At 67.2% G+C, this 18,697-nt stretch carries 19 protein-coding genes; 8 read left to right on the forward strand and 11 right to left on the reverse strand.

The window, feature by feature from the left end; all coding sequences use genetic code 11:
• Positions 1–179: 179 nt before the first annotated feature.
• Positions 180–2,342 carry a TonB-dependent receptor domain-containing protein gene (locus tag RT655_RS14070; protein WP_313538488.1) on the forward strand — a complete coding sequence of 721 codons (2,163 nt, stop codon included), beginning with the start codon at positions 180–182 and terminating at the stop codon, positions 2,340–2,342.
• On the opposite strand, the gene RT655_RS14075 is transcribed toward RT655_RS14070, so the two are convergent.
• A complete protein-coding gene (locus RT655_RS14075; RefSeq protein ID WP_313537869.1) occupies positions 2,332–4,149 on the reverse strand; it encodes a hypothetical protein in 1,818 nt (605 codons plus the stop codon). The two genes, RT655_RS14070 and RT655_RS14075, sit on opposite strands and share 11 nt — an antisense overlap.
• Positions 4,149–4,361, reverse strand: coding sequence for a hypothetical protein (locus tag RT655_RS14080; RefSeq protein WP_313537871.1), 213 nt, complete (start codon positions 4,359–4,361; stop codon positions 4,149–4,151). The genes RT655_RS14075 and RT655_RS14080 overlap by 1 nt, the downstream gene beginning before the upstream one ends.
• 89 nt (positions 4,362–4,450) lie before the next feature.
• On the opposite strand from RT655_RS14080, the gene RT655_RS14085 reads away from it, so the two are divergent.
• The gene (locus RT655_RS14085) at positions 4,451–4,867 is read left to right on the forward strand and encodes a hypothetical protein (protein WP_313537873.1); all 417 of its coding nucleotides are present in this window, start codon (positions 4,451–4,453) and stop codon (positions 4,865–4,867) included.
• Between the two features lie 97 nt (positions 4,868–4,964).
• Here the strand turns inward: RT655_RS14085 and RT655_RS14090 are convergent, their stop codons facing one another.
• The 4 genes from RT655_RS14090 to RT655_RS14105 are packed head-to-tail and all read right to left on the reverse strand — an operon-like array spanning position 4,965 to position 7,508.
• Positions 4,965–5,534: a magnesium transporter MgtE N-terminal domain-containing protein gene (locus RT655_RS14090; RefSeq protein WP_313537875.1), complete on the reverse strand. Its 570-nt coding sequence runs from the start codon at positions 5,532–5,534 to the stop codon at positions 4,965–4,967.
• Positions 5,534–5,941 carry a DUF6468 domain-containing protein gene (locus RT655_RS14095; RefSeq protein WP_313537876.1) on the reverse strand — a complete coding sequence of 136 codons (408 nt, stop codon included), beginning with the start codon at positions 5,939–5,941 and terminating at the stop codon, positions 5,534–5,536. The genes RT655_RS14090 and RT655_RS14095 overlap by 1 nt, the downstream gene beginning before the upstream one ends.
• Complete coding sequence (gene fliM / locus RT655_RS14100) at positions 5,938–6,957, reverse strand: flagellar motor switch protein FliM (RefSeq protein WP_313537878.1); 1,020 nt, start codon at positions 6,955–6,957, stop codon at positions 5,938–5,940. The genes RT655_RS14095 and fliM overlap by 4 nt, the downstream gene beginning before the upstream one ends.
• Complete coding sequence (locus tag RT655_RS14105; protein ID WP_313537880.1) at positions 6,954–7,508, reverse strand: flagellar basal body-associated FliL family protein; 555 nt, start codon at positions 7,506–7,508, stop codon at positions 6,954–6,956. The genes fliM and RT655_RS14105 overlap by 4 nt, the downstream gene beginning before the upstream one ends.
• 117 nt (positions 7,509–7,625) lie before the next feature.
• On the opposite strand from RT655_RS14105, the gene RT655_RS14110 reads away from it, so the two are divergent.
• From RT655_RS14110 to RT655_RS14135, 6 genes are all read left to right on the forward strand, one after another.
• Positions 7,626–8,366: a flagellar hook-basal body complex protein gene (locus tag RT655_RS14110; RefSeq protein ID WP_313537882.1), complete on the forward strand. Its 741-nt coding sequence runs from the start codon at positions 7,626–7,628 to the stop codon at positions 8,364–8,366.
• A gap of 22 nt (positions 8,367–8,388) precedes the next feature.
• The gene (gene flgG / locus RT655_RS14115; RefSeq protein ID WP_313537884.1) at positions 8,389–9,171 is read left to right on the forward strand and encodes a flagellar basal-body rod protein FlgG; all 783 of its coding nucleotides are present in this window, start codon (positions 8,389–8,391) and stop codon (positions 9,169–9,171) included.
• The gene (gene flgA, locus RT655_RS14120) at positions 9,171–9,599 is read left to right on the forward strand and encodes a flagellar basal body P-ring formation chaperone FlgA (protein ID WP_313537885.1); all 429 of its coding nucleotides are present in this window, start codon (positions 9,171–9,173) and stop codon (positions 9,597–9,599) included. Before flgG ends, flgA begins: the two co-directional genes overlap by 1 nt.
• An 11-nt stretch (positions 9,600–9,610) precedes the next feature.
• A complete protein-coding gene (gene flgH / locus RT655_RS14125) occupies positions 9,611–10,360 on the forward strand; it encodes a flagellar basal body L-ring protein FlgH (protein ID WP_313537887.1) in 750 nt (249 codons plus the stop codon).
• 235 nt (positions 10,361–10,595) lie between these two features.
• Entirely contained in the window at positions 10,596–11,450 is an 855-nt protein-coding gene (locus tag RT655_RS14130) for a flagellin (RefSeq protein ID WP_313537889.1), read from the forward strand.
• Positions 11,451–11,591: 141 nt separating this feature from the next.
• Positions 11,592–11,993 carry a hypothetical protein gene (locus RT655_RS14135; protein WP_313537891.1) on the forward strand — a complete coding sequence of 134 codons (402 nt, stop codon included), beginning with the start codon at positions 11,592–11,594 and terminating at the stop codon, positions 11,991–11,993.
• 584 nt (positions 11,994–12,577) lie between these two features.
• Here RT655_RS14135 and RT655_RS14140 read toward each other — a convergent pair.
• The 5 genes from RT655_RS14140 to fliN form a co-directional block, all read right to left on the reverse strand.
• A complete protein-coding gene (locus RT655_RS14140; protein ID WP_313537893.1) occupies positions 12,578–13,237 on the reverse strand; it encodes a flagellar hook assembly protein FlgD in 660 nt (219 codons plus the stop codon).
• A 17-nt stretch (positions 13,238–13,254) separates the two neighbouring features.
• Complete coding sequence (locus tag RT655_RS14145; RefSeq protein ID WP_313537895.1) at positions 13,255–14,817, reverse strand: flagellar hook-length control protein FliK; 1,563 nt, start codon at positions 14,815–14,817, stop codon at positions 13,255–13,257.
• Between the two features lie 76 nt (positions 14,818–14,893).
• Positions 14,894–16,975 (reverse strand): flagellar biosynthesis protein FlhA, encoded by a 2,082-nt coding sequence (flhA, locus tag RT655_RS14150; protein WP_313537896.1) that lies wholly within the window; start codon positions 16,973–16,975, stop codon positions 14,894–14,896.
• A gap of 23 nt (positions 16,976–16,998) precedes the next feature.
• Positions 16,999–18,330 (reverse strand): sigma-54 dependent transcriptional regulator, encoded by a 1,332-nt coding sequence (locus tag RT655_RS14155; protein ID WP_313537899.1) that lies wholly within the window; start codon positions 18,328–18,330, stop codon positions 16,999–17,001.
• Complete coding sequence (fliN, locus tag RT655_RS14160) at positions 18,330–18,689, reverse strand: flagellar motor switch protein FliN (protein WP_313537901.1); 360 nt, start codon at positions 18,687–18,689, stop codon at positions 18,330–18,332. Before fliN ends, RT655_RS14155 begins: the two co-directional genes overlap by 1 nt.
• Positions 18,690–18,697 lie beyond the last annotated feature (8 nt).

Below are 18,697 nucleotides of genomic sequence, written 5' to 3' on the forward strand. Positions count from 1 at the left end.
CCGCTCGGCATCTCTCGGTTGCCAATGGCGCGGCTGCGCCTTGCTCGCCTTCGGCTCTCCGGGAATGTCTAGTCGAATCCAGGAAGCGAATCCGCGGCATCGCAGCATATCCCCCTTGATACTATATATCATCCCCGATACATGCTCGCATCACGCTCCTATCAGAAAGTCGAATCTTGATGCGTCGTGTCCTTCTCGTCTCTTCCTCGCTCGTGCTGCTGCCGCTTACGGCGTTCGCGGATCCCGGCCCCGCTACGCCCGCGCCGTCGGAGACCGAGCAGGCGAAAGACCAGGCCGCGCAGCAGCCGCCGGCGATCATCGTCACCGCGCCCTATCGGCAGAGCGAGACGGACGTGCTGTCCGGCACCTCGGTCGTCACCGGCGAGGAACTCACCCGCAACCTGCGGCCGACGATCGGCGAAACGCTGGCGCGCCAGCCGGGCGTGTCGGCCAGCTCGTTCGGGCCGAACGCCTCGCGGCCGATCCTGCGCGGTTTCCAGGGCGAGCGGGTGCGCGTGTTGACCGACGGGATCGGCTCGATCGACGTGTCAAACACCTCGGCCGACCATGCGGTGATCATCGATCCACTGCTGGCGGAGCGCGTCGAGGTGCTGCGCGGCCCCTCGGCGTTGCTGTTCGGCTCCTCGGCGATGGGCGGTGTGGTCAATGTGATCGACAGCCGCATTCCGCGCAGCGTGCCCGAGAAGGGCTATCGCTTGAGCGGCATCGGCACCTATGGCTCGGCTGCGGAGGAACGCTCGGTGGGCGGGGCAGGGGACGTCGCGGTGGGCAGCCACCTCGTGCTGCACGCCGACGGTTCCTATGCCAAAACCAGCGACCTGAAGATCGGCGGCTATGCGCTTACCGCCGACAAGCGTCGCCAGGCGCTGGCGAGCGCAGCGCTGCCCGTCGATCCCAACGACCCCGAGCCGATCGACTTCGCCGCCAATGCCGCGGTGAGGAACCGCCTGCCCAACAGCGCCGCCGAGACCTGGACGGCGGGCGCGGGCGCCGCGATCATCACCGATACCGGCACGCTCGGCATCGCCTACAGCCATTATGACAGCCTCTACGGCGTGCCGATCCGCTTCGCCACGCAGCCGGGCGAGGGCCAGGAAGCGCCGCGGCTGAGCGTCGTCCAGAACCGGCTCGATCTGCGCGCCGAGGCGGAGACCGGCGGCGGCTTCCTCCAGAAGGTGCGGCTGCGCGCGGGCTATGCCGCCTATCGCCATTTCGAGCTGGAGCCCGATGGCGGCGTCGGCACCGCCTTCTACAACAAGGGCCTCGAAGGCCGGCTCGAGCTGGTCCAGGCCGATCACGGGGCCTGGAAGGGCGCGAGCGGCGTGCAGTATTTCGCGCGCGACTTCGACGTGCAGGGCGACGAGGCGTTCCTGCCCAAGAACAAGACCCAGCAGGTCGGGCTGTTCACGCTCCAGCAGTTCGACATGGGTGCGCTCAAGGCGGAGGCCGGGCTGCGCTATGAGTTCACTGATCTCTCGGCTAACCCGGTGCTGGACGACACGCGCTTCTTCAACGGCAAGCGCAGCTTCCAGGCGCTGTCGGGCTCGGTCGGCGCCTCCTACGGCGTGGCCCGCGACCTGCGGATCGGCCTGAACCTGTCGCATACCGAGCGTGCACCCTCGGCCGAGGAACTGTTCGCCAACGGCGCGCATGCCGGCACCGAGGCCTATGAGCTGGGCAGCCCCGATTTCCGGTTGGAGAAGAGCTGGGGGCTGGAGGCGACGCTGCACGCGCATGGCGAGGGCTACAGCTTCGACGCCTCGGCCTATTACAACTGGTTCTCCAACTATATCAGCGATAACCAGGCGCCGCAGGCGGTCTGCGAGGCGGCAGCGGCACCCAGCGGGCGCACCGTCGACCTGCCCTGCTTCCAGTTCACCCAGCGCGATGCGCGCTATTACGGTTTCGAGGCGGAAGGATCGGTGAAGCTGGCGCAGTTGGGCGACTATAGCGTCAACCTCGATGCGCTGGGCGACTATGTCCACGCCAACATCGTCGACGAGGGCCCCGCGCCGCGCATCCCGGCGCCCCGCGTGCTGGGGGGCATCGAGGCGCAGTCGGAGCAGATCACCGGCCGGGTGGAGGCGGAGCATGTCTTCGTGCAGAACCGTATCGCCGCGTTCGAGACCCGGACCGCGCCCTATACCATGGTCAACGCCACGCTCAGCCTGAAGCCGTTCCCGACCATGCCAGGCACGACGCTGACCTTGTCCGCCAACAATTTGTTCGACGTCGAGGCGCGCCGCGCGAGCAGCTATCTGAAGGACTATGCGCCGCTCGCAGGCCGCGACCTGCGGGCGACGCTGCGCTTCAGCCTGTAGTCGTCGCGTCCATAAGGTCCCCGATCGCGCCCGTCGGGCTCGCTTCGGGGATCGCCGCCATTGCCGCGCTGATCCGCGCCGGGTCGACCGTCGGCGACGGCTGGGTCAGCAGGTCGAACGCCTGGGCGCTCGGCAGCGCCTTGAACGCGGCGCCGTAGCGGGCGCGCAGCGCCTGCAGCTTGGCTTCCTGATTGAGCATCGCCAGCGCCACCGCCTGGCGGAGCACGATCGCCTGGGCGGGTGGGGTCATTGCGCCGGGGGCGGGCAGGGTGGCTTCGTTCTCGGTGATGAACGAGCCCCAATTGCGGGTGCGCCAGTGGATCTCGCTCCGCACGCCGCTGCCGCCGGGGACGCCGTCCAGCGCGGCCATCGCCGCATCCTCGCGGCCCAGCTTGTAGAGCGCCACCGCCTCGATCCGCTTGCGATCGAAGCGCATCGCGTCCGAATAGCTCGCCTGCTCGGTGGCGTGAAGCGTGTCGAGCGCCTTCACCGGATCGCCGGAGAGGATGAACAGCGACGCCACCTTCACCGAGAGCGGCCCCTGCGCCACGTCCTGTCGGCGCTGCATCAGCTGATACTGGAGCAGCTCGGCCGCGCGCGGATAGAGGCCGGCGTCCTGCAGCCGCTGGGCGAGGCGCAGCGCGAGCGCGTCGCCCTCCGCACCGGCGGGGCCCAGTTCCTTGTAATCCCAGTAGAGACCGGCGGCCTCGGGCAGCGGGGTGCCGCTGTCGGGCGCGAGCATCTCGGCGAGCCAGGTCTGGATCTGCTTGAGCATCGGGCCGGAATCGCCGTCCGGACGATAGAAGCGGAACAGCGTGGCGGCGCTGCGCAATGCCGCGCGGCGGTTGTTGGTTTCCAGCGCCAGCTGATATTCGAGGCGGAGCGCGCCCGCCTCGATCTCGTCGCCGCGCCAGCCATAGCGCAGCGCTTCGAGCTGCTTGACGCCTTCGACCGGATCGATGCGATGAAGCTTCAGATCGCCTTCGATGCGCGCGAGCTGGGCTTCGGCCTGGATTTCGGGGCTGCCGCTCAGCGCGGCGCGCGACAAGCGGAACAGCCCCTCGGCGGGATCGCCAGAGGCGAGCAGCGCCTTGCCGCGCAAGAGATTGGCTTGTGGGTCCTGGTCGCCGAAGAGCTTGAGCCAGGCGATCGCCGGCTTGCCCTGGCCGATGGCGATCGCGCCACGCGCGGCGGCGAGGGTGAAGGGCTTGCGCTCCTGCGGCGGGCGACCGTTGATCGCGGGCACCGCGCAGTTGATCTGGCGCGCGGCGGCCTTGGCGTCGCCGGTACCGGCCAGTGCGCGCACGCGCCAGGCACAAGCCTCGGCATTGCCTTCGAGCTCGGGCAGCGACAGCGCTTCGACCGCCTCGCGGTTGTGGCCGATCATCACCAGCGCAGCGCCGGTGGCAAGCTGGAACGGCGCGACGAGCGCGAGATCTTCGTCGTCGGATTCCATCGTCTCCAGCACGCCCAGCGCCTCGGCGCCCAGGCCACGGCGGATCAGCGCGCCCGCGTAACGCCAGCGGGCGAGCTGGCGCGTTTCGGGCTTGGCGTGGATGATCTCGTCCCACGCCGCGTCTTCGGTCAGCTCGGGCCAGTCGCGGCTGTCGGTGACGATCGGCATCTGCGCGAGGGTGGCGGCGAAAGGCGGCAGCAACGGCCGGCCCGCGGCGGGCGACGCGGGGGCCGGAGCGCCGGCAGCAGGTACGACGGGCACGGCGCCATGATCGGCCGGGGGGGGCGCCGGGTCGCCGGGCGGAGCGGCGGCCGTGCTGGCGAGTAAGGCGACGATCAGCAAACGGCGCATCAATGGGCTCCCGCCATGAGATAGGTGACGATGGCGCCGCCAAGGATGCAGGCGATGACGAAGATCATGGCAGGCACGATCGGCAGTCCGTCCGCCGCGACCTTGGCCTCGGTGACTGGCGCGTTCTGCTGTTCGCTGGTGTCGACGGCGTTCCCGCGCGCGCCTGCATCGGCGACGACGCGCATCCGGCTGGGGCGTTGATCGTGGCTCATTGGTAATCCGTTAAGTGCTTGTCCCTTATTTATAGGACGTGCGTGGCCGCAGCGGCGGCCGCGCCCATGCGATTAACGGGAGAAACTTGGTGCGCGGCAAGCAGGGGCTGGCGATGCTCGGATTGGTGGCGATTGCGGTTTCGCCGCTGCCGGCGGGGCGTGCGCTTGCCTCCGGCGGCGGTGGCGAGGGCGAGAGCCTGCATCTGGTGAAAATGGAGCCCATCGCGGTCCCGATCGTCGATTCGGACCGAGTCGCCGGCACGCTCAATTTTCAGCTGGTGCTGGAAGCGCACGACACCGTTACCGCCGAAAAACTGACCGCGGCGATGCCCAGCCTGCGCATGGCGGCGATCGCCGGCGGCGTGGAATTCGCGCGACTCGATGCCTCGGCGCTGCGCGCGGTGAACGTCGCCGATCTCGACAAGACGCTGACCGGGGCGCTCAAGGGCGTGGCGCCGGATCTGGATCGCGTGCTGATCGTAGAAGTGAGCGCGTCGCAGAACTGAATGTTCGCGCAGCGTTGCGCCGCCACTCTACCCATCCACCCACGAAAGCCGTCATCCCGCACTTTTGCGGGATGACGGCTTTCGGGGCGATCGAGCTTCAGCCCGGCTTGCGGGTGGGGCCGGTGGGGCCGGCAACGGCCGGACCTGCTTGCGCCGCAACCGGCTTGGTCGCACTCTTGCGTGCCAGCGCCATGCTGAGCGAAGCCGCGCCCTTGGGCGACATCGCCGCGAGGATCGCCGCAGTGGACGCCGGGCGCATGCGCTGCGCTACCTTCATCTGCACTTCCATATCGAGCTGTTCGAACACCGCCGCTGCCTTGGCCGGCTTCATCGCCTGATAGATGCGGGCGAGCTCGTCGAACTGGGCTTCGGCCGGCGAGGGGGCCCCGGGCGCGCCTGGCGTTCCTGCCGATGCGTCCTTCTGCTGCGCCTCGACGCTTGCCGCAAGCCGCTGCTCGGCGGCCTTCGCCGCCTGCTCGCGCAGGTCGAGCGCGCGCTGGCGCTTGGCGGCGTCCTGATCGCGCGCGCTGAGGTCACGCTCGATCGAGTTGCCGAGCCGGGTCTTGTTGGTGCCGTCCTGGTCGCCGGTGGCGATGCTGGCGGCATTGGCCACCGCGGCGATCGCGGAAGCCGCCGCCATCAGCACGAGCAGGGAGGGACGCGCCATTACGCTGCCTCACGCGTGGCAGGCGCCTCGTCGACCGGGGCTTCGATTTCGGCTTCCTGGGCGGCGGCTTCGTCGCTTGCAACACGCAGTGCATTGGCAAGGCTCACGGCCGAGACGATGCGCTCGCAGGCGCTATCGGCGATGCCGATCATGTCGGAAAGCTCGTCGCGCAGGTCGCGGGCCTGCTCGACCAGCCGCGCATGGCGCGCGCAATCGGTGCCCAGCGTCTGCTTCATGTCGGAAAGCACCGAGCGGGCCTGCACCGTCGCATGATCCAGCGCCTTCACCACGTCGGTAAGGGCGCCGTCCTTCACGGCGCGCAGGCTGCGCATCATGCGCATGCTCTGCACGAGCACGGCCACGCACAGGATGATCGTCAGTACATTGGCGAAAAGCGCGATACTCATGATAGTTTCTTCCTCGTGCGGGAAACGTCGTTGACCAGGCGCACGGCGACGCGGCCGCTGCGCTGGCCGATCTGGGCCTGGGCAAGCTTGATGTCGCCGCACGCCATGTCGAGTGCGTCGTCGGGGCTCTTGTCGAAAGCGATGGTCTGGCCGACCTGCAGCTCTTCCAAGTCGGAGAGCGGTAGCGCCTTTTCGCCAAGCAGCACGTTGACGGTCACATTGGTCTTGCGGATCTCGGACGCCATGTGCGCCTCCCAGATGCTGTCGCGGCCGCTCTTTTCACCCATGAAGCGCTGGAGCAGCTTGTGGCGCACCGGCTCCAGCGTCGCATAAGGGAAGACCATCGTGATGCAGCCGCCGCGCCCGTCCATGTCCACCCGGAAGGTGGCGATGGCGCAGATGTTCGAAGTGGCGGCAATCGCGGCGAAGCGCGGATTGGTCTCGATACGCTCGAGCCGCATCGTTACCGGCTCGATCGGTTCGAACGCGTCGGCGAAATCGCGCAGCGCCGTTTCCAGCACCCGCGAGACCAGTGAGGTCTCGATCGGAGTGAAGCCGCGACCGTCGATCACGTTGGGCGTGTTGCTGCCGCGGCCGCCGAGCAGCGCGTCGACCACCGAATAGATCAGGCCCGATTCCACCGTGATCAGGCCGTAGCTCTCCCATTCCGCAACCTTGAACACGCCGACCATCGCCGGCAGCAGCACACGGTTCATGAACTCGCCGAAGCGAGCCGAGGTGACCTCTTCCAGGCTGACGTCGATGGCGTCGGATGTCATGTTGCGCATCGAGCTGGCGAAGCTGCGCACGACGCGGTCGCACACCACTTCGAGCATCGGCAGCCGTTCGTGGCTGATGACCTTCGATTCCAGAACGGCGCGCAGGCCCTTCTTTTTCAGAACCGGTTCGCCGCCGCCGAACAGCGCGTCGATGTCCGCCTGGCCGAAATTGCCGATATCGTCGCCGAACGGAGCCGCGGGCGGATCGGGAAGGTCGAAATCGTCTAGATCGATCATTGCTGGATCAGGTCCTGAATGAGAACTTCCTTGACCATGCCGGGGCCGAGCACGCGGGTGGCGCGCACCATCAGCTCCTCCTTCAGCCGGTACACCGCCGCCGAACCGCCCAGATCCTCTGGGCGAAGTTCGCGCAGGAAGGGCTGATAGGCGTCGAGTACCACCGGCAGCTTGTCCTTGAGCGCGGTGTCGGTCGTCTTGGGGCCGGGAACCAGCATCAGATGCAGCTTGAGGAAACGCGGCGCGCCGTCCGGCGAGCGCAGGTTGACCGAGACGGCGGGCACGTCAACGAACTTGCCCTTGCCTTCGCCGTCCTTGCCGCCTTCGCCTTCCTTGGCATCGCCGCCGCCGTGCCCCTCGTCCGCCGCGGCGGTCTCGTCGCCATGCGCTTCGGTCTTGGCCGCGCTCTTGCCGCCCATGAAGAAGGCCGCGCCGCCGCCACCCAGCGTCAGCGCGGCCACGGTGGCGGCGCCGATGATGATCAGCTTCTTCTTCTTGTTGGGCGCCGGGGCCTCCTGCGCGCTCTTATCCTCGACGATCTCGGCCGACATAATAACCCTGGACCTTCCGATTTATCGGCCGCGGCGTCCGCACGTCCGATTTCCCTCTATTATAGAAGCGTCACCCGGCAATTTCTGCCTAGTGACCATTTTTCGAAGGACGGTCCGGTGGACATCTCCTCTTACGTGCTCCTCAGCCAGGAGCAGGCGCTCAAGCGCCGGATGGATGTGGTGGCGAACAACATCGCCAACATGAATACGGTGGGGTTCAAGCGCGAGCAGCCGGTGTTCCGCGAATATGTGGAGCAGACCGACGGCGCGGTGAAGGCCGCCGAGAAAACCTCGTTCGTGCTCGATTACGGCGCGGTGCACGATGCCTCGAACGGCGCGTTCCAGCCGACCGGCAATCCGCTCGACGTGATGATCGACGGACCGGGCTATCTGGCGGTGCAGGCTGGCGACGGCACCACTGCCTATACGCGCGCGGGCTATGTGAAGGTGCTGGAGAGCGGCGAACTCGCTACTTCGGGCGGCCAGATCATCCTGGGCGAGGGCGGCAAGCCGATCAAGATTCCGCCGGAGGAGGCCGGTAAGGTCAACGTCAACCCCGATGGCACGGTGATGGGCGAGAACGGCCCGCTCGGCCGCATCGCGGTGACGGTGTTCGACAGCGAGGCGGTGGTCGATCCGCGCGGCAACGACATGTTCACCGCCACCGGCGGGCGCGAACTGCCCGCCGCGCAGACCAAGCTGGTGAGTGGCGGCGTCGAAGGATCGAACGTCAACGCGATCGTCGAGACCACCGACATGATGCAGATCCTGCGCGCCTACCAGACCAGCCAGAGCCTTTCCAACTCGATGTCGGAAATGCGCAAGAGCGCGATCGACAAGCTCGGCCGCGTCAGCTGAATTTCACGAAGGGATAATTTCCATGCGTACGCTTTCCATCGCCGCGACGGGCATGCTGGCCCAGCAGACCAATGTCGACGTGATTTCGAACAACATCGCCAACATGAACACCACCGCGTTCAAGAAGCAGCGCGCCGAGTTTCAGGACCTGTTGTACCAGCAGGTCTCGCGTCCGGGCTCGTCGACCGGCGGGGACACCAAGGTGCCGGCCGGCATCCAGATCGGCTCGGGCGTGAAGACCGGCGGCGTGTATCGCATCAACCAGCAGGGCTCGCTGCAGCAGACCGACAATCCCTACGACATGGCGGTGCAGGGCAAGGGCTATTTCCAGGTCACGATGCCCGATGGCACCACCAGCTATACCCGCGACGGTTCGTTCCAGATCTCCGACCAGGGCGAACTGGTGACCCAGGACGGCTATCCGGTGCAGCCTGGCATCACCATTCCGCAGGGCGCGCTGGACGTCAGCATTTCCAAGACCGGCCTGGTCGAGGTGACCGTCGCCGGCAACACCCAGCCGCAGCAGCTCGGTCAGCTTCAGCTCGCCACCTTCATGAACGAGAACGGTCTGGAAGCGAAGGGCGGCAATCTGTTCCTCGAAACTGCCGCTTCGGGCCAGCCGACGGTCGGCTCGCCCGGCGACACCGGCATCGGAACGCTGACCCAGGGCTTCATCGAAGGCTCGAACGTCAACCCGGTATCGGAGATCACCTCGCTGATCACCGCGCAGCGCGCCTATGAAATGAACAGCCGCGTGCTCAAGACCGCGGACGAGATGCTGGCGACGACCAGCCAGATGCGCTGATGTCCGCGCTGCTGGGCCTGTTGCTGCGCGTGGCGATGCCTGCCGAGGACGTGCCGGTGGCGGTGGTCCAGCAGCCGGTCGCGCGCGGGGAGCGGATCGAGATGGGCGACCTCTCGATCGAAACCCGCCCCGAGGCGAGCGCGCGCGGCGCGCTCCGCCCGCAAGACGCCGTGGGCATGGACGCGGCGCGCGCCCTTACCCCCGGGACGCTGCTTCGCCGCGGCGACGTGATGAAGCCGCAGCTGGTCAAGCGCGGCGAGCCGGTGACCGCCAGGATCGTCTCCGGTGCCATGGTCATCACCGCTGCCGGCCGCGCGCTCGGCGGCGGTGCCCAGGGCGATCCGGTGCGGATCGTCGTCACTGCCACCAACCGTACGCTCGACGGCTTCGTCGACGGATCGGGCACGGTGCGGATCTCCACTCCCTGAGGGACAGGTACATGCGTAAGATCATTCTTGCAGTGGCGCTTACCGCCACGCTTTCGGGCTGCGGTGCGGTCGGCCGGCTGAAGACGGTGGGCAAGGCGCCCAGGCTCTCGACCATGGATCCGGTCGATGCCCCCGATGTCGAGCCGTCGCTTGCCTCCCCGCTGGATCGCTCCAATCGGGTGCGACCCGAGCAGCCGGCCAATGCGCCGACCGCGTCGCTGTTCCGCACCGGCGCCGGCGCCTTCTTCCGCGACCAGCGCGCGGGGCGGGTGGGCGACATCCTGACGATCAAGATCGCGATCGCAGACAAAGCCGATATCGGCAACAACACCTCACGGACGCGCGGCGGCTCCGAAACCAGCGGCATCTCCAGCCTGCTGGGCCTGCAGACGCCGATCAAGAAGCTGACGGGCACCGATCCGTCCAAGCTGGTGGACACCAATTCGGGCTCGAAATATTCGGGCGGGGGCACCACCGTGCGATCGGAGACGATCAATATGACGATGGCCGCCATCGTCACCCAGGTGCTGCCCAACGGCAATCTGATGATCCGCGGCCGTCAGGAAGTGCGGGTGAATTTCGAGATGCGCGAGCTGATCGTCACCGGCATCATCCGGCCGGAGGACATCGCGCGCGACAACTCGATCCAGCACAGCCAGATCGCCGAGGCGCGCGTCATCTATGGCGGCAAGGGGCAGCTGACCGATGCGCAGCAGGCGCGCTGGGGGCAGCAGATCTACGACGCACTGTTCCCGTTCTGACGCCTGATCTCAGGCTAATGTGAAAGAAAGGGCTCGCCGGATATCCCGGCGGGCCCTTTTCGCATTTACCGGATGTTTATCTTAATCTTACAGTAACCATCAAAATTTTCAGGGAAATTTTGGTCGGTTCGATTTTCTTCCCACAATGGACGTGCAGGGCATTCACGCCCAGTCGCGGGTCGGCGCTTCCGACCCGGGCCGCAGAAGCGGCTCATGTTCCAAGAAGGAAATCATCATGGCTTTTTCGGTTAACACCAATGTCGGCGCAATGGCGGCTCTCCAGAGCCTGACCTCGACCCAGAAGGACCTGGCCACCACCCAGAGCCGCATCAACACCGGCCTGTCGGTGTCCTCGACCAAGGACGACTCGGCTTCGTACACCATCGCACAGGGCCTCCGTGGCGACCTGGGCGGCCTGAAGGCGGTTTCGTCGTCGCTCAGCCGCGCCAAGAGCGTGACGGACGTCGCCGTTGCCGGTGCCGAGCAGATCTCCGACATCGTCAACCAGATGAAGGCAAAGGCCACGCAGGCTGCCGACTCCGGTATCGACACGTCGACCCGTGACGCCCTGAACAAGGACTTCACGGCGCTTCGTGACCAGATCACCACGATCGTCAACGCGTCGGACTTCAACGGGACGAACCTGCTCAAGGCTTCGGGTGGTCAGGTGACCGCGCTGCAGTCGCTGCAGGATTCGAACACCACGACCACCGCATGGAACCCCGACTCGCTGAGCGTTGCGAACCAGGGCCTCGACCTGGGCGGCTCGACGATCACCGTCGCGTCGAGCGGTCAGATCAACTCGCAGGCTGCGGCACAGTCGATGGTCGACACGCTCACCACGACCCAGAACAACCTGAAGACCACGCTCAGCACGCTGGGTGCCGCCTCGCGCAAGATCGACGCGCAGCAGACCTTCACCAGCAAGCTGTCGGACGTGATCGACGGCGGCATCGGCAACCTCGTCGACGCCGATCTGGCGAAGGAATCGGCTCGATTGCAGGCTCTGCAGGTCAAGCAGCAGCTGGGTGTTCAGGCTCTGTCGATCGCCAACCAGGCGCCGCAGACGATCACTTCGCTGTTCCGCTAATAGCCCAAGGCCCCAACCCTGGGGGGCCGAAGGCTTGCGGGGGCCGGGATGGTACGCCATCCCGGCCCTCTTTTTTTGCCCGCGCGAGTCGCGGCAATTATGGTTTCCGCTTCTATAATGATGGAAACTGGGAGGTTGGCGTTGTTTCCGAGGATTCGTGAAATCACCGATGCCTTTGGCGGGCGCCTGCGCGTCAGCGTCGAAGAGCATCCCTCGGGTGCGCTGATCGTCGTCGAGCGGCCCGATCTCGGCGGACGGCCGCGGATATTGCTCGACGGCTATGGGGTAGACGTGCTTGCCGGCTACATCATGTCGGCGCGGCTGTCGGTGCCGCAGGGGCTGCCCGACGAGCAAGTCGACGGCATGTTCGCCACGCGCTTCGGGCTGGAGCTCGATCCCAGCGCCGCGCTGGTGCTGAGCCAGGAAGGCGCTGTCAGCCTCGAGATCGCCGCGCCCTTCTGGGACCGGCTCTATGCCGAACTATGCATCGTCGCCGCGCATGCCCGCGAGCTTACTCGCCGTGCCGAGGCGCGAATCCACTGATCCAAAGCCGCTCCTCCAGCCGTTGGGGCGGGAGGCGCGCATCGTGCCGAATAGCTGTCATCCCCGCGAAGGCGGGGATCCCTTGGCGCTGAAATCGCGGTTCTTGCCCCAGACGTCCAGGCGAATGGATCCCCGCCCTCGCAGGAATGACTGCCGCTCGTGCTACGCTGCCGGCCTTCCACCGTTCACGCGCTTGCCTGCCGGTGCCTCAAGGCCCGCAGCGGCGTGGCGGAAGGACCATGCGGCGGGGGCGGGCAAGCGTGCGGTTCGATAGCGTGGCAGCGCCGGCACCCTGTTATGGGTCGTGCGCCAGTGGCGGACGCGGATGCTGCGGGTGGGAAGGGCGTGATACCCGTAAAATGCGAGCGGCAGGCCAGTTGGGGGGAACTGGCCTGCCGCTATGCCGAGCGGGGGAGCTCGGCAAATATGGAAGCGCGAGGATCGTGAGGGGATCGGAACGTCCTCGCTGCTTCTGATTTCGTTATATCGCAGAATCGGATGGGAGAGAAACGAATCCTGGACTAACTGCCTCCAGGATTTTTACTTAAGCTCGTGTCCCTAGGCGATACTACGGAGCGCAAAGGTTACTTTGCGATCTTCAAGATCATGCTGGTGGGGTATTGGGCGCCATTGATCGATACCACCGGCGATCCATTGAGCATCTGGACGTCGTCCACCTTGCCCATCGCCTTGGCGGTGGTGGTGATCTTCGCGCCGGCCGTGGTCGTGCCGGTAAGCGTCAGCTGATACAGGCCATCCGTATACTTGGTGCCGCCCTTGGTGCTGCCATCCCAGCTGAACTGGCCCGAACTGCCTTGCACGGCGATGTCGTAGCTTTCGACCGTCTTGCCCTTGGCATCGGTGATCGTGGCGGTCAGCTTGTCGATCGGATTGGTCGCGTCCCATTGCCACTGCGCCGGCGTGGCGGCGCTGAGGCCGGCCTTGTCGGAATCCAGCTGCACCGGCTGGCCGATCATCGCCGTGCTCGACGTCAGCGAGCTCATGTTGAGGCTCGACAGGATCGAGTTCAGCGTCTTGTTCTGCGTGATCGACTGCTCGACCTGCGAATATTGGACCAGCTGCTGCGTGTATTGCGAGCTATCCATCGGGTTGGTCGGATCCTGGTTCTGCAACTGCGTGGTCAGCAGTTTGAGGAACAGGTTGTAGTCCGCCGTCAGCTTGGTGGACGATTCGGTCGTGGCGGATTGCCCCGTACCCGCGGTGGCCGAAGAGACGAGAGTCATGGCGCTACTCCTGAGCGTTAGGCGATGAGGTCGACTTGGCCGTCGCCACGGATCGGGCGATAGGCCGCGGTCTGGGCGTCGGGTTCGTCGTGAAACTGCTGGTTGCCGCCGCGCGACTGCTGCTGCGAGGCCTGCTGGCCGCTGCCGCCGCTGTTGCTCCCGCCGTCGCGGCTTTCGAAGCGGAAGCTGCTCGAGTCGCTGCGGATACCGGCCTGATCGAGCGCGCGGCCGAGATCGGGGGCTTCCTGGCGAAGCAGCTCGAGCGTGTGCTGGCTTTCGGCGCGCATCGTCGCCTGGACGCGGCCCTTGTCGTCGAACGCGAGCATGACTTCGACGCGCCCGAGCTCGGCCGGGTTCATTCGCACGCGGAGCATATCCTCGCCGGCATCGACCTTGCGGGCGATCTCGACGCCGAGGCTGCGGCCCAGCTCGCCGGCACGTGCGTTGAGCATCGGCTCGGCAGCCGGCGCGGCTGCCGCGGCGGGCGCTGCGGTTGCTGGCGACGCGACGTGGCCGGAGGCGGTGGGAAAGGGCACCGTGCCGGTGCCGGCATGACGCGTATCCGCCGCGGCGAGCTGCTGGCCGAAATGCTGCTGGCCATGGTCGCCGGCGTTGCCGCCATCGCCACCGCCGGCTTGGGGCCCGGCCCCGACCGCATCGGCCAGATCGGTGATCTTGTCGGGGGGCGTTTGGGCGGTCGCGGAATCGTTCCCGGTCATGGCTTCCGCCTTGGCAAAGCGCGGCCCGCTCACGCCGCCAGCCTTGCTCGGTGCCGCTTGCGGTTGCGCCGATGACGGCTGGGCGGCCGACTGCGACTGCGGGGCGACGGGTACCGCTATCGGCTGGAGGACCATCGGCGTGGTCGCTTCCGGCGCTGGCAACGGCGCGCCGGCGGGATCAAGACCGGTCTTGTCCCCCCCGGCGGCACGTGCGTGCTTGACGAGCTTGACCGCGGCCGTCGGCCGTGCGGGCACAACGTCCTCTTCCACCGGCTTTGCTGCGGCCACCAGCGGTTCGGCTACCACGCCGGCGGGCTCCGGCTTTGCCTCTGCGAGGTTGGACTTGGGTACGGTTGCCCCGCGCGGTCCTGCGTTCCCCAGCTTTGGATCAGCGGCAATCGGCTTTGGCGCGAGCGCGCCGATATCCGCTGTCCCGAGCTCCGCGGGCACTTCGTCCGGCTTGGCATCAGGCGTAGCCACGGCGTCGTCAGCCTTGCCGCGCGCGCCGGCGAGTGCCTTGGCGATCGCGTCGGCAAGCGGGTTGCCGCCGGTCGCGACCGGTGGGGTGATGCCGGCCGGCGCGGCGGTGGCAAGCAACTGGGTGATACCCACTTGCGGCTTGTCGGCCGGGACCGCATTCGCATCCGGGGCGACGGGCAAGAGCGGGGTAGTAGTCTGCGTGCCGAGCAGTCCCGTCGTACCCGCGCCGGCGAAGACGAGCCCCTGGCCCGCCCAGCCGCTCACGCCACCCGATCCCACGCCGCCCAGCAATCCTGCAAAGCCGGTAGCGGCGGCCGCATTCGCGGCGCCCTCCTGCGATACGGGGGCGGCGAAGGGGGAGCCGATGTTCGTGACGTTCATGCAGTCGCCTCATGCGCGGCCGGAAAGAGGCCGTTCCAAACCATTATAGGACAATCCCGGAACCGATCGTTGCGGGTCAGCCAATTACGCCGAGCGCCCGGATGCGCGCGCGGGCGTGGATCTCGTTCTGCGACAGCACCACCGTCGCCGGGCGGACACGCTCGATGATCGAGCGGACGAACGGCCGGATCGACGGGCTGGTCAGCATCACGGGGATCTCGCCGTCCTGCGCCAGCCGGTCATAGGTCTCGCGCACTGCGCCGATGAATTGCTGGAGCGCGGAAGGCGCCATCGCCAGCTGGCGATCGTCGCCCGCGCCGAGGATGCTGTCGGCAAAGGCCTGGTCCCAGTCGGCCGAGAGCGTCACCACCGGGATCGCGTCACCGCGCGCCTGCGAGGCGCTGATCTGGCGGGCGAGACGGCTGCGGACATGCTCGGTGATCGTGGTCAGGTTGCTGGTCAGCGGCGCCGATTCCGCGATGCCTTCGAGGATCGTCGGGATGTCGCGGATCGAGATCTGCTCGGCGAGCAGGTTCTGCAGGATGCGCTGGACGCTCGACACCGAGACCTTGGACGGGATGATATCCGCCACCAGCTTTTCCGATTCCTTGTGGACTTCGGTCAGCAGCTTCTGCGTCTCGGTGTACGAGAGCAGATCGGCGATGTTTTCCTTCACCAGCTCGGTCAGGTGGGTGGCGATGATCGTGCCGCAATCGACGACGGTGAGGCCGCGGAAGCCGGCTTCGTCGCGCAGCTCGCGATCGATCCACAGCGCCGGCAGGCCGAACACGGGTTCCTTGGTGACTTCGCCCGGCAGGCCGACCGAGCCGCCGCCCGGATTGATCAGCAGCAGCTTCTCCAGCCGGATGTCGCCGCGCGCCGCCTCGGTCTCCTTGATCGAGATGACATATTCGTTGGGCTTGAGGCCCATATTGTCGATGATTCGAACCGACGGCAGCACGAAGCCATATTCGGTCGCCATCTGGCGACGCAGTGCGCGGACCTGGTCGTCGAGCCGCGGTTCGCGCGTATCGTCGTTGATCATCGGCAGCAGCGCGTAGCCGATCTCGATGCGGACGGCGTCGATCGCCAGCGTCTCGGAGATGGGCTGTTCGACCGCCTGCGACTGCGCGACTTCCTGCGCCGCCTGGATGCGCTGGCGCGCGGCCTTGGCGGTGGAGCGGCGCGACATCTCCCACGCGACCCAGCCCGACAGCGCCGAGAAGGCGGCGAAGGGGATGAAGGGCAGGCCCGGCATCAGGGCCAGCGCGCCCATCAGGAACGACACCATGCCGAACGCCTTGGGGTAGCGGCCGAGCTGGTCGCCCAGTGCCGCGCCGGTCTTGCCGGCGACGCCGCCCTTGGAGACGAGCAGACCCGCCGCGGTCGACACGATCAGCGCCGGGATCTGGCTGACCAGACCGTCGCCCGCGGTGAGCACGGTATAGGTGCGGAACGCCTCGCCGATCGGCACGCCGTGCTCGATCACGCCGATGCCGAGGCCGACGACGATGTTGATCGCGGTGATCAGCAGGCCGGCGACGGCATCGCCCTTCACGAACTTGGAGGCACCGTCCATCGCACCGTAGAAGCCGCTTTCGGCTTCCACTTCGGAGCGGCGCTGCTTGGCCTGTTCCTCGTTGATCATGCCCGCTGAGAGATCGGCGTCGATCGCCATCTGCTTGCCGGGCATCGAATCGAGGCTGAAGCGCGCGGCGACTTCGGCAATACGGCCGGCGCCCTTGGTGATGACGACGAAGTTGATCACCACCAGGATCATGAAGATGGTGAGGCCGATGATGGTCTCGCCGCCCATCAGGAATTCGCCGAAAGCGCCGATCACGCCGCCGGCGGCATCGGGGCCCTCATGGCCATGGCCCAGGATCAGGCGCGTCGAGGCCAGGTTCAGGCCCAGCCGCAGCATCGTCGCGATCAGCAGGATCGTCGGGAAGGCGCTGAGCTCCAGCGGCTTCTCGATGAACAGCGCCGTCATCAGGATCATCACCGAGACGGTAATCGACAGGGCCAGGCCCATGTCGAGCATCCAGCCCGGCATCGGCAGGATCAGCATCGCGATGATCGCGATCACGCCGCCGGCCAGCGCCATGTCGCGGTTGGCGCCGATGCGATCGAGGAATTTCAGGACGACGGGAGGCATGGGCTGCTACCGGAAACTGGAGGTCAGGGCGCGGGCGAGACGGCGATGCCGGCGTCGATGAAGCTGCGCAGCTTGTTGCGCATCGTCCGCACCGAAATGCCGAGGATGTTCGACGCCGAGGTGCGGTTGCCGTGGCAGCGCTCCAGCGTCTGCAGGATCAGCTCGCGCTCGACCTCTTCGACCGTGCGCCCGACCAGGCTGTTGATGTCCAAAGGATTGGTCTCTGTGTTGAGCTCGGCGAGCGGCGTGCCGTCGGCGCGCACCAGGTCGCCCGGCATGATCGCGGCGCCGCGGCCGAGCAGGATGGCGCGATGCACTGTCTCGTCCAGCTCGCGGATGTTGCCCGGCCAGACATAGCGCTGGAGCAGCGCTAGCGCCTCGTCCGTGAAGGCGCGCGGGGGCAGGCCGTCGACTTCGGCGTGGCGCTTGGCGAAATAGCGGGCGAGGGCGATGATGTCCTCGCCGCGGGCCCGCAAGGGCGGCACCTCGACGCGCACCAGCCCCAGCCGCACCAGCAGATCGGCGCGAAACGTGCCGGTCTCCACCAGCGCATCGAGGTTGAGGCTGGAGGTGGCGATCAGGCGACCGTGGAAGGGAATGGCCTCGTGGCCCGCCAGGCGGCGGAACTGCTGCTTCTGGAGCACCTCGTGCAGCTTGGCCTGCAACGCCGGCGACAGCATGCCGACTTCGCGCAGCAGCACCGTGCCGTGCCCGGCCTTTTCCAGCCGACCGATGCGGCGGGCAACGGCACCCGGAAAGGCGCCGGCCTCGTGGCCGAACAGTTCGGATTCGATCACGTCGGGTGCGACGCCCGCGCATTCCGCCACCAGCATCGGCTGCGGACGGCCCGAGGCATCGTGCACCGCGCGCGCCATCATTTCCTTGCCGCTGCCCTTTTCGCCGGTGATCAGCACCGGGGCGGCGCTGGGCGCCACACCCGCGGCGAGCGACAGCGCACGGGCGAGCGCCGGGTGGCCGCCGATCCAGGCGGGCGCCTTGCGCTCGACTACCGAGGCGATGGCCGCGGCGATCAGCTCGCGCTGCGGGGGGAGGGGAACGTAATCACGTGCACCGGCGCGGATCGCCGCCACGGCGCGCTCTGCCGGCGCATCGATTCCGCAGGCCAGCACGGCGATGGTGAAGCGCTCGGCGCGGATGCTCGCCATGAAGGCGGTGATGTCCGCCTCGACGTCGATCATCACCAGATCGGCACCGCCCTGGCGCAGCTCGACCAGCCCGTCACCGGGCGTGTCGGCCATCGCCACTTCGGCGCCGGCGCTGCGGGCAAGCTCGGCGGCGAGACGGAACTCGCTGCCGGGTTCGCCGATCAGCAGCATGCGGATCGAGGTGGCCATCAGCGATCGGGCCGCACGATTTCGGTGAGCGTCACGCCCAGCGCGTTATCGATCAGCACGACTTCGCCACGGGCAATCAGCCGGTCGTTGACGAAGATGTCGACCGGTTCGCCGACGCGGCGGTCCAGCTCGAGCACGGTGCCCGAGCTGAGCGCGAGCAGATCGCCGATCGGCATCCGCGCGCGGCCGAGTACCGCCTGCACCTTGACCGGCACGTCGTGCACGGCCTCGAGGCCGGCGCTGCCGCCATTGCCCTCGGGCATGCTGCCCGGCAGTTCGAAATCCTGGAAGTCGGGGGCGGGTGCGGGCTGAGGCTCGCTGCCGTCCGATGGGATGATGTCGTGGGGATCGATCGTCATCTGCTAAA

The sequence above is a fragment of the Sphingomonas sp. genome (assembly GCF_032114135.1).
In the GTDB taxonomy this organism is placed as follows: domain Bacteria; phylum Pseudomonadota; class Alphaproteobacteria; order Sphingomonadales; family Sphingomonadaceae; genus Sphingomonas.

Excerpts from the sequence above, each read along its gene's own strand:
- RT655_RS14105 (WP_313537880.1), bottom strand. The coding sequence starts at position 7,508 with ATGTCGGCCGAGATCGTCGAGGATAAGAGCGCGCAGGAGGCCCCGGCG.
- fliM (WP_313537878.1), bottom strand. The coding sequence starts at position 6,957 with ATGATCGATCTAGACGATTTCGACCTTCCCGATCCGCCCGCGGCTCCG.
- RT655_RS14070 (WP_313538488.1), top strand. The coding sequence starts at position 180 with ATGCGTCGTGTCCTTCTCGTCTCTTCCTCGCTCGTGCTGCTGCCGCTT.
- RT655_RS14075 (WP_313537869.1), bottom strand. The coding sequence starts at position 4,149 with ATGCGCCGTTTGCTGATCGTCGCCTTACTCGCCAGCACGGCCGCCGCT.
- RT655_RS14080 (WP_313537871.1), bottom strand. The coding sequence starts at position 4,361 with ATGAGCCACGATCAACGCCCCAGCCGGATGCGCGTCGTCGCCGATGCA.
- flgH (WP_313537887.1), top strand. The coding sequence starts at position 9,611 with ATGCGTAAGATCATTCTTGCAGTGGCGCTTACCGCCACGCTTTCGGGC.
- flgG (WP_313537884.1), top strand. The coding sequence starts at position 8,389 with ATGCGTACGCTTTCCATCGCCGCGACGGGCATGCTGGCCCAGCAGACC.
- flhA (WP_313537896.1), bottom strand. The coding sequence starts at position 16,975 with ATGCCTCCCGTCGTCCTGAAATTCCTCGATCGCATCGGCGCCAACCGC.
- RT655_RS14095 (WP_313537876.1), bottom strand. The coding sequence starts at position 5,941 with ATGAGTATCGCGCTTTTCGCCAATGTACTGACGATCATCCTGTGCGTG.
- RT655_RS14140 (WP_313537893.1), bottom strand. The coding sequence starts at position 13,237 with ATGACTCTCGTCTCTTCGGCCACCGCGGGTACGGGGCAATCCGCCACG.
- RT655_RS14130 (WP_313537889.1), top strand. The coding sequence starts at position 10,596 with ATGGCTTTTTCGGTTAACACCAATGTCGGCGCAATGGCGGCTCTCCAG.
- RT655_RS14155 (WP_313537899.1), bottom strand. The coding sequence starts at position 18,330 with ATGGCCACCTCGATCCGCATGCTGCTGATCGGCGAACCCGGCAGCGAG.
- flgA (WP_313537885.1), top strand. The coding sequence starts at position 9,171 with ATGTCCGCGCTGCTGGGCCTGTTGCTGCGCGTGGCGATGCCTGCCGAG.
- RT655_RS14145 (WP_313537895.1), bottom strand. The coding sequence starts at position 14,817 with ATGAACGTCACGAACATCGGCTCCCCCTTCGCCGCCCCCGTATCGCAG.
- fliN (WP_313537901.1), bottom strand. The coding sequence starts at position 18,689 with ATGACGATCGATCCCCACGACATCATCCCATCGGACGGCAGCGAGCCT.
- RT655_RS14090 (WP_313537875.1), bottom strand. The coding sequence starts at position 5,534 with ATGGCGCGTCCCTCCCTGCTCGTGCTGATGGCGGCGGCTTCCGCGATC.